Annotated in this window: 7 protein-coding genes; 3 read left to right on the forward strand and 4 right to left on the reverse strand. The window is 66.3% G+C overall.

Features of this window, described 5'->3' with window-relative positions; genetic code table 11:
* Positions 1-62: 62 nt before the first annotated feature.
* Entirely contained in the window at positions 63-1,847 is a 1,785-nt protein-coding gene (locus OOB33_RS08075; protein ID WP_271008307.1) for a serine hydrolase, read from the reverse strand.
* A gap of 734 nt (positions 1,848-2,581) precedes the next feature.
* On the opposite strand from OOB33_RS08075, the gene OOB33_RS08080 reads away from it, so the two are divergent.
* Complete coding sequence (locus tag OOB33_RS08080; RefSeq protein ID WP_271008308.1) at positions 2,582-5,617, forward strand: TonB-dependent receptor domain-containing protein; 3,036 nt, start codon at positions 2,582-2,584, stop codon at positions 5,615-5,617.
* Between the two features lie 189 nt (positions 5,618-5,806).
* On the opposite strand, the gene OOB33_RS08085 is transcribed toward OOB33_RS08080, so the two are convergent.
* Positions 5,807-6,109, reverse strand: coding sequence for a hypothetical protein (locus OOB33_RS08085; RefSeq protein WP_271008309.1), 303 nt, complete (start codon positions 6,107-6,109; stop codon positions 5,807-5,809).
* A 135-nt stretch (positions 6,110-6,244) separates the two neighbouring features.
* Here OOB33_RS08085 and OOB33_RS08090 point away from each other — a divergent pair, with 135 nt between their 5' ends.
* Positions 6,245-8,944, forward strand: a complete 2,700-nt coding sequence (locus OOB33_RS08090) for a prolyl oligopeptidase family serine peptidase (protein ID WP_271008310.1) — start codon at positions 6,245-6,247, stop codon at positions 8,942-8,944.
* A gap of 46 nt (positions 8,945-8,990) precedes the next feature.
* On the forward strand, positions 8,991-9,482 hold the full coding sequence (locus OOB33_RS08095; RefSeq protein WP_271008311.1) for a Fur family transcriptional regulator: 492 nt from the start codon (positions 8,991-8,993) through the stop codon (positions 9,480-9,482).
* A gap of 9 nt (positions 9,483-9,491) precedes the next feature.
* Here OOB33_RS08095 and OOB33_RS08100 read toward each other — a convergent pair whose 3' ends face one another.
* Together OOB33_RS08100 and OOB33_RS08105 are read right to left on the reverse strand one after the other, a co-directional pair.
* Positions 9,492-11,723 carry a hypothetical protein gene (locus OOB33_RS08100; RefSeq protein WP_271008312.1) on the reverse strand — a complete coding sequence of 744 codons (2,232 nt, stop codon included), beginning with the start codon at positions 11,721-11,723 and terminating at the stop codon, positions 9,492-9,494.
* A 33-nt stretch (positions 11,724-11,756) separates the two neighbouring features.
* Positions 11,757-13,964 (reverse strand): TonB-dependent receptor, encoded by a 2,208-nt coding sequence (locus OOB33_RS08105; protein WP_271008313.1) that lies wholly within the window; start codon positions 13,962-13,964, stop codon positions 11,757-11,759.
* Positions 13,965-13,973: the final 9 nt, after the last annotated feature.

The following is a 13,973-nucleotide window of genomic DNA, read 5'->3' on the forward strand; positions in this document are numbered from 1 at the left end:
GGGCTCTGGATCGAAATCCAGAGCCCGTTCTTCTTGTTGTTGCGCGGGTCTTCGGCTGAAGCTCAGTTGCGACGTTCGGCCACCGTGGTGCTGCCATTCTGACGCAGTGCCAGCTGGGTGTAGCGGCCGTTGGCGTCGGCCAGGAACTCGACGGTGTTGCCGTTGCGACTCTTGACCTCGAAGCGCGTGCCGCGCAGTCCGATCAGCTCATTGGGTGCACCGGTGCGGCCACCGGCCGTCAGCACGCCGTCCGGGCGCAGCACGATATGGATCTCGTTCGTGCCGATGGCGTAGACACCGACCAGCTTGGACAGGAAGGCCGGGTCCTTGAAGCGCTTGTCGGGCAGGCGTTTGAACAGGGCGGGCTTGACCGAAGGCTCGATCTCGATGCGCAGCCCATCGACATCGCCTTCGAAGTTGGAAACAAATTGCACCCGGGTCTCGCTGAGCTCGCTCAGCTTGTTTTGGGGGGTCTGGAAAACTTCGTAATGCCAGTGCGGCAGGGCGGCTTTCAAGCCGTTGTACTGCAGCTCCAGCCCCGCCGAGCCGCCACCCACGGTGATGATGCCGTAGCCGGGATGCTCGTATTCACCGGCGTACTCGCTCAAGGCGAAGGCCGGCTGCGTGCCGGGCTTGCCGGTGTTGAGTTTCTGGGTTTCGGCCGCTTTCTCGGCCGCCAGGCCCTTCAGATAGTTGCCGTGCAGGCGGGCGCTCCAGTCCACCGGCGGCAGGCCCAGCAGCCGGTCCATGGCGGCGTAAAGGATGACGTCGCGCAGGGCGCTGTTGCCGATGTTGACCGTGGTGTAGACGCCGATATTGCGGCCCGGCACAAAGCCCAGGGCGGTGGCGGCGCCGGGCATATTGCCGCCATGATCGACCAGGGTGACACCGCGGTAATTGCTGACGAACCAACCCATGCCGTACTGCGGGCTGCTGCGTTCGGGCCAGAGGCGCGGGTCAGGCAGGGCCATCTGGCCCGTGGTCATGGCGCGCAGGTCGCTGGACTGGATGAGCGTCTTGTCCTTGAACTTGCCATCGGCCGTCAGCATCAGCAGGTACTGGCTCATGTCCCGGGCGTTGGAGTTCAGCGAGCCGGTCGGTCCCATGGCGTCGATGGGCACGTAGGGCTTGGGCTGTGCGACCTGGGCGTTATCGAGCGCGTAGCCGGTGCCATGGTCGGGTGCCTTGAGCAGGTCGGCAATGGCGAAGTTGGTGGACTTCATGCCCAGCGGGCTCAGGACCTGCTCACGAACCAGGCTTTCCCAACTGCTGCCCGCGACCTTGCCGCCGACATAGCCCGCGGTCATGTACATCAGGTTGTTGTATTGGAAGCGCGCGCGCGGCTCGGCACTCAGCTCGAAATGACGCACGCGTTTGATCAGTTCCTCACGGCTCAGCGTGCTGTTGAACCAGACCCAGTCGTGGCGCGGCAGGCCGGTGCGGTGGCTGACCATATCGCGCAGGGTGACAGTCTGGGTGGCGTAGTCGCTGTGCAGGCGGAAGTCCGGCAGGTACTCCCGCACAGGCTCGTCCCACTTGAGCTTGCCGTCGCGCACCAGGGTGGCCAGGGCGGCCACGGTGAAGCTCTTGGTCGTGCTGGCAATCGGTTGCACGGTGTTCTCGGTCATGGGCAGTTGCTTGGCCACATCACGCAGGCCGTAGCCGCGCGAGAGGATGACTTGGCCATCCTTGACGATGGCGATGGAGGCGCCCGGCACCTTCCACAGTGCGAGCTGTTGGGCCATGAAGGCGTCCCAGTCGGCAAACTCAGGCGGGAGTGTGGGCGCGCCTTGCGCATGGGCACTCAGACTGGCGAGCAGGGCCGTGCTCAGAATCAGGGATTTCATCCGTGGGGACCTTTCGTATCCAAAGCGAACAGGAAGCGGGCGCTCAGAAGACTGGCGCCCGAAGGGACTGCAATCCGTGCCGCCGAAGCGAGGCTCAGCTGGTTTCGGTGAGGGGAGAGCATGACATGGTTCATCGCTGCTCGGAGCTTGCGCGGACACAGGGCTCACTGTGCCGAGCGGGTTTCAACCTGGCGATCCGTGTGCGACAGAACGCAGCGTTGCGGGTTCGAGCTGCAGTTCCTTCGGTGATTCGTGGCGCTCATTGCGTCGCTTTCGAGCCAAGCCCTTGTGACCGCAGCCGCGCGAGCTCAGCGATGAGCCGGTCAGCTTCATCTGCCAACTTCAGGTCAGGTGGACCTTGGACGCATCTGCAGATCCGAGTGACAACCTGCTGCACAGACCACCCTGTCCGCCAGGCACCACAGGCTAGGGATTGAAAGTGCGTGCTTGTTGGGTGTTAGACCTTGCAGGCATCGGGGTATTTCTTGTGGTCGAAGAGGGCAAGTTGTCGTGTGCTGACAACGGCGATTTGGGCCGAAACGGCGGTTCGCCAAGGCCAGGGTCTCGGGAAAACAAGGCAGAAGGATTTCAACGCATCTGCTGAGGCCCTCGTCAGCAAATCAATGGTATTTCTACCAAGAAGGCCGAAAGGCACGCTCGATAAGACTCGCGCGCTGCGGTACTCAATTTTCAACCCCTATTTGCGTCCTCAGCGGCGCGTCTGGAGTGAGTTCATGTTCAAACAGAGAGTCATCAGCAAGGCGGTCTTGATCGCCTTGGGTTCGGCGGCAGTCGCACCTGCGTTCGCCCAGGAGAAGCTCGAGCGAATCGAGATCACGGGCAGCCGGATCAAGAAAGTTGACCTGACGGCGCCCAGCCCGATTCTGACCATCACGTCAGCGGAGTTGAAGGCGAATCAAGACATCACGCTGGACACGATTCTGAACACCCTGCCGCAGATCAATCCGGCCGGAACCACGACCTCGAACAACCCGCCCAATGGCGGCCAGTCCAATATCGACTTGCGCGGTCTGGGCGCCAACCGCAACCTGGTCCTGATCGACGGACGCCGCCCCATGGTGTCGCAATCGAACCAGACGGTGGACATGAACACCATCCCGGTGGCGCTGATCGATAGCATCGAAGTGATCACCGGCGGCGCCGGCGCCGTTTACGGTGTGGATGCCATCGGCGGCGTGGTCAACATCAAGCTGAAGCGGAACTTCCAGGGGCTCGAGATTCGTGGTGGCCTGTCCAATGCCGCCAAGGAACGCGATGCTGAAGAGAAAAACGTCAGCCTGACGCTGGGTGGCAATTTCGCTGACAACCGCGGCAATGCGGTGATTGCGATGGAGTACTCCAAGCGCGAAGGCTTGATCAAGAGCCAGCGCCCCTTTGCTGCCGTCGCCACGGCGACCACCGGTGCCTGGCCCGAAGGCGCCTATCGCCCCGGCGCGAACACGCCGAGTCAGGCAGCCATCGACGCGTTGTACGCGGGCTATGCGCAGACGCCTGCCGGCACCATCCCGCGTGGGTCCGCGCATTCGTTCAATACGGACGGCACCCTGTTCTATCCCGGTGTCTTCAACAACAAGACCCTGGACGTCATCAACTGGCGCTATCCGGTGGACTCGGGCGTGAACACCCGTCTGTTCCCCGATCTGTACTCGTACAACTTTGACGCGGTCAACATCCTGACCTTGCCCATGGAGCGTCGCTCCATCATGAGCAAGCTGAACTTCAAGGTCACTGACAAGACCGAAGTGTTCTCCAACTTCGGCTACACCCGTTATGAGTCGCGTACTGCACTGGCTCCGACGCCAGTTCCCACGATTGACGTGCTGAACCCGGCCAACGCCAAGTCCAACCAAGGCGCGAGCTCGCTGGTCGAAGTCGGCAAGTCGACGGGCAACCTGCTGCCCGTGCCTGTGACCAACCCCTTCATTCCCAAGGATCTCAAGACTCTGTTGGATTCCCGGACGGGCGACAACCCCAATCTCGTGGGTTCCGGCGCCACCGAGCCCTTCCTGATGAACTGGCGAACCGTGGCTCTGGGGCTGCGTGAAAACCGCTTCACCAATGAGGTGACTCAGGTCGTTGCCGGCGCCAAGGGCGAGCTTTGGTCCGATGCCTGGACCTGGGAGGCCTATCTGTCGGAAGGCCGCACCAAGATCATCAATGATGTGCGCGGCAATGTGGACACCAACAAGCTGATCAACGCCCTGGGTGCGGCTGATGGCGGCAAATCTCTGTGCGAAGGAGGTGTCAACCCCTTCGGTCGTCAGCCCCTGTCGTCTGCCTGCCAAACCTATCTGGCAGCCCCGGGCGGTCAACAAACGACCTTTGACCAGAGCATTGGCCAAGCCTTTGTGTCGGGTGAGTTGGGCGAGCTGCCGGCCGGCCCGGTGTCCGTGGTCGGCGGCTTGGAGTTCCGCAACTTCAAGTACAGCTTTGATCCGGGTGCAGGCGGTGGTCCGATCTCGGGCTTCAATGCCCAGAGCCCGGCTTCCGGCAAGAACTCCTTCAAGGACGTGTTCGCCGAAGTGCAGATCCCGCTGCTGAGCCGCGCGGCCTGGGCCCGCTCGCTGGACTTGTCGGTGGCGGCACGTCAGTCGACCTCCAAAGCCTCTGATCTGATCAAGGACAAGAGCACCGACAGCCGCAGCAGCAATGCCTTCTCGGCGAACCTGACCTGGGTGCCCACCACGGATCTGCGCGCTCGCTTCTCGATTCAGAAGGCGGTGCGGGCGCCCAATTTTGGCGAGCTGTTCGACGGCAGCGGCAGTGCACCGCAGATCTTCGACCCCTGCTCGGCAGGTTCCGTGGGACGGACCTCGGGTGCTGATGCGGCCAAGCTGAGCGCGCTGTGCCAGGCCACGGGTGTGGGTGCCTCGGTCTTGCCGACCTATGCACAGGCGCCGGGTGGTCAGTTGTCCGTGAACACCACAGGCAATATCGACCTCAAGCCTGAGAAGGGCAACAGCTTGACTCTGGGCCTGGTGTTTGCGCCCACCTCGGGACCGCTGCAAGGATTCACCGGCTCGGTCGATTACTACAGTTTCGATGTCAAGGATGCCATCCTCACCCCAGATGCCAACCAGCTGATCGCCAGCTGCTACAACTACGACGGCAGCAATGCGGCCTACAGCAAGGACCACGCCGCCTGCAAGGGCATCGTGCGTGGTGGCGGTGCCGACATCACCCGCTTGACCAACGGCTACGTGGCCGACGGTTTGTTCGCGGGCGGCAACGGCGGTCGACTGAAGACCAGCGGTCTGGACTTCTCGGCGGCTTGGGGTACCAAGCTTGGCCCGGGCCGTCTGGATCTGGGCGCCAACTTCAACGTGCTACTGAAGTACCAGTCCAAGACGGCTGCCTACCTCGAGAGCCAGGACTTTGAAGGCACTGTGGCCTACTTCGGCGCCGGGCTGGGTCAGACCTTCCCCAAGACCCGCGGCATCTTCAATGCCCGCTACAAGTGGAGCGGCTTCTCGGTGGATGGCCGTGTGCGCTACATCGGCGCCATGGACAACCGCATGGCAAAGAACTTCCCGGGCGAAGCCTTCGGTGGCGTGCCTTCGGTCGCTTATCTGGACCTGGGCGCCGGTTGGGAGTTCCGCAAGGACATGAGCATTCGCGTGGGCCTGAACAATGCCATGAACAAGCAACCGCCGGTGTACTCGCCCAATGTGCAATCGGGCACCGATCCTTCCACCTATGACGTGATCGGCCGCCGCTTCTACGTGCAAGCCCAGCTGCACTTCAAGTGATGGTCCTGACGGGGGCATGAGCCCCGTCTGACAGAACCCTGTGCATGTCACAGGGTTTTTTTTGCCTGTTTCATGTGGCTGCCCCTGGCTTGGAGACCCTGAGCCTCGCCGCTGCGCACGGGTTCAGGTGTTCAGCAATGCCAATGGACATGGCAATGGGGCGGCTGTCTCGCCGGCCCGGGCCTGCGCTCAGTGCAGATCGCGCCGCTTCTTCGGATCGAACTGCTTGGGTCGATAGACATTGCCTTCGCGGTCCACGTCTTCTCGCGCCTTGGCGCGGCGGATCAGCTCGGCCGCTTCGGCGGCGGCCTGCTTGCGGAGCTGGCGGTGGCTGCGCCAGTGGCGCAGCTGGGAGGCCAGCTCGCGCAGGCGCAGCCAGCTGCCGCGCAGCGCGGCGTCCACTTGGCGCTGGCGCGCGGCGGGCAGGGCCATGCGCAGGGCCAGCAAGAGGCAGGTCAGCAGACCGAGGGCGGCAAAGACGTTGGCGATCATGATGCCCCCGAGTTTCGCGCAAGTGCCGCAACGCGAACATCTGATTTGCAGGAGTTTCTAGAATGCGCGCTGCCCTGAACCGGGGCGTGTGCGGAGACTGGATTGTTCAAGAATCAACCTTCAAGACTGGCAGGCATGAGCTGCCTGCTGGCGGCCCTGCTCAGCGCAGCGAGCTTTTCCTTCACGGCGACGGCCGCGACCAGCGCGGCAACTGCCACCGCTTCTCCCCTGAGCCTGGAGCGCGTCTTCCGCGCCGAGCCCTACCGGGGCGAGAGCGCGCGTGAGCCCAAGTTCAGCCGCAGCGGCCGCTATCTGGCTTATCTGTGGAACCCGTTTGGCGAGCCGGGCACCGACCTGTATGTGCATGACAGCAAGACCGGCAAGAGCCTGCGCCTGACTTCGCCTGCCCTCATGGCCGCCTTCGACGCGCCCGAGGATTTGCAGCGTTTTGACAAGAAGCTGCAGCAAAAGCGCAGCGAGACCGCCGAGCGCCAGGCCCGCGAAGTGGCCCAAGCCGCCTATCTGCGCGGCGAAAACGTGGACCTGGGCCAATGGGAAGCCGCTCAGCTGGAGCTGGTGAAGAAGGAATTCGCCGCCAAGAAGGCCAAGGACGAGGCCCAGAAGGCCGCCGACAAGGCCGAGGCCGAAGCCGAGAAGAAGGCCGCGGCCGCACTGGAAGCCAAGCGCAGCGGCAAGCCCGTTCCCCCCACGGCAGAGGCTGCCGCATCGGCAGCGTCCGCACCCAGCGCCACAGCCAAGGCCGAGAGCAAGCCCGAAGCCAAGCTTGAAAAGGACAAGGAACTCTGGGAATGGCGCGACGAGCTGAAGAAAAAGCAGCTGCGCGACAAGCTCAAACCCAGCGACCTCTACCCCGGCGTGACGCAGATCGTCTGGGCCCACAAGGCCGATGAGCTGATCCTGCAGTACCGCGGCGCTCTGTTCCGCTGGGTCGCCGGTGACAGCAAGCTGCAGCCCTTGCTGGACTTGCAACGCAATCTGCGCGTGGTGGCCTACACCGCTGATGACGCCGGTTACGTCTTCATGGACGACAAGCGCGTGCTGCGCGCCCGCTTCAGCCAGGGTGGCGTGCAGGTGCTCAACCGCGAGCTGATCCACCCCGATGACGCGGACAAAAAGTACGCCATCGAATCGACCACGCTGAGCGAAGACAGCCGCTGGATGGCCTTGATTGGCCGCGCGCCCAGCAAGCCGGCCGGCGATGACGGCAAGCCCGTGCCCGAGCCCACCGGCCGTCAGGTCGAGATCATGGGCTACAACGAGCGCTTCGCCAAAGCCAAGAAGGTGGACCGCGAAGTCTCCGACGACAAACGTGTCAACAAGCCGCTGGCGCTGTACATCCGCAAGGTGCCGGCGCCGGGCGAGGCGCCGGCCAAGCAGTCGACACCTGTGTTCACCCATGCCGGTGGCGATGTCTGGTTCGAGATGAGCCCCATCGCCTGGGCGCGTGATGGCAGCCGCTATGCCTTCAGCACCTGGGAGCGTGAGAAAGAACTGCTGCGCGTCTACGTGGGTGGCGCTGATGAGAGCGTCAAGCCGGAGATGGTGCTGGAGCGCCGGGGCGATGTCGGCCACGAAGTGGTCAACGTGGTGCGCCCGCGTTTCACGCCCGATGGCAAACAGCTGGTGCTGGTGCTCGATGAGGCCGGCTTCCGTCAGCCCTATGCCTGGGATCTGAGCAGCCGCAAGCTGCGTCGCTTGGTTCAGGGCGAGTTTGAGGCGCACCAGGTGCTCGGCTTCACGCCCGACAGCAAGAGCATGTTCGTGGCGGCCAACAAGGACGATCTGGCCAGCATGAACCTGTTCCGCGTCAGCATGGCCGATGGCAGCATGCAGGCCCTGGGCGCGCCGGGCGAGTACCACCGCAATGCCGTGGTTTCACACGACGGCCAGTGGCTGGCGGCCAATGCCGGCAACTGGGTGTCGCGCCCTGAGCTCAAGTTGATCGAGGCCGGCGCCAAGCCCACGCTCAAGACCCTGACCGACAGCCACGACAAGGCTTGGGCCCAGGTCGATGTGCTGCGCCCCGAGCGCTTCAGCTTCAAGAACCGCCATGGCGACAGCATCCCGGCCTATGTCTTCAAGCCGCAGGGCTGGAAGGCCAGCGACAAGCGCCCGGCTGTGGTCTACATCTACGGCGGCCCGCTGAACGACCGCCACTCGGTCGAGAGCGACAGCTTCCAGCCCAGCGCCTACGTCTTCGCTATGTATATGGCGGCCAAGCATGGCTATGTGATGGTGACCATCGACTCGCGCGGCCACAGCAATTACGGCCGCCGCTTCTCGGACGCCAACTGGGAACAGGCCGGCCTGCCGCAGACCGAGGACCTGGAAGACCTGCACGCGCTGATGAGCAAGGACTTCGGCATCGACCCCGCGCGCGTGGGCCTGAATGGCTGGAGCTTCGGTGGTTTCCAGACCCAGTACACGATGTACAGCAAGCCCGATCTGTTCGCCGCCGGCATCGCCGGCGCCGGCCCGACCGAATGGGAAAACTACAACAGCTGGTACAGCGGCCGCACCATCGGCAAGACCGATCGCAGCAAGCCCAATCTGCGCAAGTTCTCGCTGATCCCCATGGCCAAGGGCCTGCGCAAGCCCTTGCTGTTGGTGCACGGCATGATGGACCCGAACGTGCTCTACCAGGACACGGTCAATGTCTACCGCGCCCTGCTCGAGTCTGGCAAGGAAGGCCTGGTCGACCTCTTCCTCGACCCCGAGGGCGAGCATGGCATGGGCGGCGCCGTCAAGACCGTGGGCTGGCACCGCAAGTACGAAGCCTTCTGGCTGCAGCATCTGGGCCACGTCGCGCCCTGATGCCTGTCGGGCCTGCCTTCGGGCAGCTCGCCCCTAGAATTGGGGCATGAAGACCCGCAAGCCCAGCGCCAGCCCGTCCGCCTCCGCCCGTGCCGCTCAGGAAGAGGCCTTGCAGGAGGCGCGACGCGAGCGCCTGTCGGCCCTGGGCCTGCGGGTCACGCCCAACCGTTTGGCCGTGCTGGCGGTGTTTGAGCAGGCGACGCGGGCCTTGAGTCATGCCGACATCGAGGCCGAGTTGCCCCAGGCCATCGATGCGGTCACCCTCTATCGCACGCTCGACGCCCTTGCCGAGGCGGGGGTTCTGAGCAAGACCGTGGGTGACGACCGGGTCAGCCGCTACGCCTTGATGCAGCAGGCGGCTCAGCACCAGGGCCATGCCCACTTCCACTGTGATGACTGCGGCCGCGTCTATTGCCTGCCGGCCAAGCCGCCGCGCCAACCCGCGGTGCCCGAGGGCTTTGCCGTGGCGGCGGTTGATCTGAATGTGCACGGCCAATGCGCCGATTGCGGCAGCCAGCCGCATGCCAAGACGCGTTGACCCAGCGCCTCAGAAGGGGTTGTTCGGCGCGATGTAGTGCATGTAAAGATTGCCCTGCGCATCGCGGCTGCTCAGGCGGGCGCTGAGCCACACGGGCAGGGCGCCGCTCGGCAGGCTCGCCTGGGGCACCAGCTCCGCGGGCCGCAGGCTGCCGCCGGTGGCTTGCAACTGGCGGGCGCTCAGCGGCAGCCGCAACTGGCCTTGGGCGCCGGTGTCGGGCTGGCCCCAGTGCAGTTCCAGCTGGGCGCCCACGAGCTGCTGTGAAGCGCTCTTGGGCGCTTGCCAGGCCCAGCGGTAATCCAGGGCCTGGGGCTGGCGCTCCGGGTCCAGCACGCGGGCGTAGAGCGGCTGCTGCGCAGGCTCCGCCTGCAGATCGAAGCGCGCAAACCACTGCGCGGCCTCGGCCAACAACTGCGCCGGCGGCGCGGGCGGGGCGGGCAAGCGCGCGGTTTGGGTGTGCAGCAGCCGGCCCTGGGCATCGAAGAAGCTGAAGCGGTAGACCTCGCCCAGCTGAGCCTTGGCCCAGTTCGCCTGGCAGAGGGCATGCTCGGCCGCGCTGCTGGCGCCGCCGGGGCAGCGGTCGGTGCGCAAGGCGTGCCAGTCCTGCTCCGGGCTGTCGGCCAGGCTCAGGTGCTCGAAGCTCTGCCCCGTGCTCGCGCGCACCAGGCTCAGGCCCTGCTCCGGCAGGCCGGTGCCCTGCACCCGCACCTGGCTGACGCGCGGGTCGATGCGGCGGGCGTCCACCTCGAATGACAGATGCTGGCTCACCTGGGCGCTGGGCATGGCCAGGAGCCGCGTGCGCTGGCGTGCCATCTGCAGGCGCTCCTGCCAACTGCCAGCCTCGGAGCGGTAGTGGGCCAAGAGGCCGAACTGCTCATTCTGCGGGCTGCCGTAGTCGAGCTGACCGCCGCTGGGCGCATCGCCCTGGCCGCCTTCGACGGCGCAGCGCGTGTCGGCCGCCTCCGTGGCGGCGCATCGCATGCCTGGCAGGGCCAGCAGCTCGCTGGCCTCGCGCGCCTTGGGCCCCAGGATGGAGAGATGGCGCAGGCGCACCAGGCCGGTCTGACCATCGCCTTCCCACAGCCAACGGTCGCCCTGCTTGCGCATCCACAGGGTCTCGCTGCGCGGCAGGGCGGGGGCCGGCAGGCTCAGCTGGACGCGCACGCGCAGCCGGTCGGCGCTGTCCACTTCCAGAAGACGCGGCCGCTCGAAGCGCACGCCGCGCAGGCTGCTGCCTGGCGCCTCGCCGGCTTCGGCTTGCAGCAGGACTTGCTCGACGAAGGCCGCGGCGTCCAGCCCGGTGTGGCGGAACTGCGGCGCCAGCCAGCGGTGCAGCTCGCGGGCCTCGGGCGCCTGGCTGCCCTGGAACAGCTGGCTGAACTGCGCCAGCGATTGCTCCAGACCTGGCAGGGCCGCCAGGCCCGCCCGCAGCGCAGCGGCCTGCTCGGCACTCGGGGCCGGCAGCACGGCGTCGACACTGGAGGCCACCGGGTCCACCTGCACGCCGGCCTGAGCGGCGGCATCGCTGCCCACGCCGCTCAGTCGATAGGCACCGGCCACGCGCTGCAGCTCGATCGACGAGGCCAGCGCGCCCAGCCCCTGGTGGGCCGACCCAGGCTCACCGTTGCGCAGATCGGCCGCGGCGCTGCTGGCCCCGGCGATAACGGCCCAGGAGCTCTGGACGAGATGGCGCACCCGGTCCTGGCTGCTGCGCAAGCTGGTGGCGTTGACGCGCATGAAGTCGAGGCGGCCCTGTTTCAGCAAATCCAGCGGCGCACCGCCGAGCACAAAGGCCGCCATCAGCTCGGTCAAGGGCGAGACCTGGACCGCGCGGTTGCCCACATCCACGGCCACGGCCAGGGAGTGCAGCTGCACCGGCTCACCGCTGCTCTGGCCGCTGACCTGCACCAGCAGGGCGCCGCTGAGCCCGGTGGTGGCGATGGCATAACGCCCTTGCGCATCGGTGCGGCCGCGCGCGGTCTGGCCCTTCGCGTCGACCAGCAGCACCTCGGCATCGGCCAGGGCCACGCCATCATGCGCCTGCCCCACCAGATGGCCCTCGCGGCAGGCCGAGCAAGGGGCGCCCACCAAGTCGTCAGGCAACAGCTTGAAGGAAGCCGGCTCGTCTACCGTGTTGCCACCACCACAGGCGCCCAGGCTCAGCGCCGCCGCCAGGACACTGAGGCGCAGCTGTGGCCGAAGCCGCCAACGTGGCGAGCTGCGGTGTTTCTGAGTGGGCATCAACGGAGCGTGTGCGCAGGGGCGGGCCATGGTTCAGTACCTCAGTTCGGCGCCCAGCTCGATGCTGCGGCCGGGCTCGGGGGCGTAGTTGCGCAGGAAGGAGGTGCTGTTGCGCACCTCCTGGTTCGTCAGATTGCGGCCCAGCACATAGCCGCTGAGCTGCAGGCCGGCTGGCAGGCGACCGGTCCAGCGCAGCGAGGCATGCCACTGGGTCGAGGCGGCGGTGGCGGTCTCGTTCTCGCCCGGGTGGCGCTGGGCCAGGCTGTGCATGCGCCGCAGCTCGGCCTGCCAGGGGCCGTGCAGCAGCTCCAGGCGCAGGCCCCAGCGCGGCGCCGGTTGCCGCGGCACGTCCTGGCCCAGGCGGTCGAGGCGGCCGCGCAGCCGGTCGCCCATCAGCGAGAGCTGCAGGCTGTCGCCCGCCGCGCCTTCTGCGCCCAGATCGAGCAGCTCCTGCTTGAGCTCGGCCTCAAAGCCGTGAAAGCGGGCCTGGTCCTGCTCGTAACGCGTCACCGGCAGGCATTGGTCCAGCTGCGCGCACAGGGCACGGAACTGCTTCTTCTCGGCGGCGAAGAACACACCCAGGCTGCGCTGGTAGATGTGGTCCTCGCTGTCGTAGCGAAAGGCATTGGCCTGTAGGCTCAGGCCGCCCCATTGCTGGCGCAGCGCCAGGTTCCAGCCGCGCAGGGTTTCCAGGCGCAGGGCGCTGTTGCCGAAGTCGTAGGTGCGGGTGGCGATGTGGGGGCCAAGCGCGTACAGCTCCTGCACATCGGGGGCGCGGCTGGCGCGCCAATGCGTCAGGCTCACACTGCCATCGCCGAGCTTGCGGCTCAGCGCCAGAGAGAAGTTGCCGAAGGTGAAGCGCCGCTCGGGCAACTGCACCTCGATGCCGAAGCTGGAGGCCTGAGGCTGGGGCCGGCTGCGGCGCCAGTCCGCGCGCAGACCCAGCTCCAGGGTCCAGGCTTCGTGCTTTAAGCCTTGAATGGCATACAGGGCCGCACTGTCGATGCGGGTCCGCGGTACAAAGGCCTCCAGGCCCAGGGCCGAGAAGCGGCGCTGCTGCAGATGCAGGCCGACCGTGCCCCAGTGCGCGGGGGCAAGACTGTGCTCCAGCTCCAGCCGCCCTTCCTGCACCTCGTTGCGAAACTCGGTCTCGCTCACGCCCTGGTTCAGCTCTTCATGGCGGTAGCGAGTGTCGGCCAGGTGCAGCTTGAGCTCCTGCGCCCAGGGGCTGCCGAGCTTGATCGCGCTCTTGAAATCCAGGCGCTGCTGCTGGGCCTGGATGCGAACGGCGGGTTCGGCCGGCTCACCCGGGGGCGGGCTGCTGCCGCCATGGTTGTGCGAATGGGCTCCTGGCGGCAGGCCGTAGTTGATGTGCAGGGTGGCGGCCGAAAGGCCGGCATAACCCGCATCGAAGACGGTGCTCAGGCCGGCGGCGGCGCCGCGGCTGCGAGCGTCGCTGTTCGGGATATGGCCCCAGGTGTTGCGGCCGCTGACCAGGAAGAACTGCTGCTTGACGGCCTCTTCATCGATGGCCCAGCCGGGGATGCGAGCCTCGTCCTTGCGCCGGCTATGGGCATCCAGATGCCAGGCCCAGCCATTCTTTGGCTTGGTGCTCTCCGGGCCGCCCGGCGCGGCAATCTCGGCCCAGCCGCCTTGGGCGCGCAGCAAACCCAGAGTCCCACCGCCGCCTGCGCGCGTTTCGGTTTGCAGCTTGAGGCCGGGCGGCAGCCGCTCCGGAATGCGCCCGTACTCGATCTCGACCGCGCCGCCGATGGCGTCACCGCCGTGACGGATGGCCGAGGGCCCGCGGTGCACGGTGATGCTCTGCGCCAGCGCGGATTCGACCATCACGCCATGGTCGGCGCTGAGGGAAGAGGCGTCGTGGGCGCCGCCGCCGCCCACCAGGGCCTTGACGCGCGAGCCGCCCTGACCGCGGATGATGGGCAGACCCACATTCGGGCCAAAGCTGGAGTTGGCCACGCCCAGCTCGTCCTGCAGGGTGGCGCCCAGGGTGGCCGAGGCCTTGTTGCGCAGCTCGTCGCCACTCAGCGCCGTGCTGGGGCCGGCCAATTCGGAGCTGCGCTGCTGGCGCCCTTGCAGCTTGACCGTGGGCAGAGCCTGGGCTTCGGTCTTGCTGGTTTCGGCTGCGGGGCTCTGGGCCCAGGCGGCCGCGGTGTGCAGGAGCAAGGCCCAGGGCATCAGCTGTGTTGCCCGGCGCGGTTTGGCGAGGTTGGCGGTCATCGAATCAGA

Source organism: Paucibacter sp. B51 (genome assembly GCF_027863535.1).
GTDB classification, from domain to species: domain Bacteria; phylum Pseudomonadota; class Gammaproteobacteria; order Burkholderiales; family Burkholderiaceae_C; genus Paucibacter_A; species Paucibacter_A aquatilis.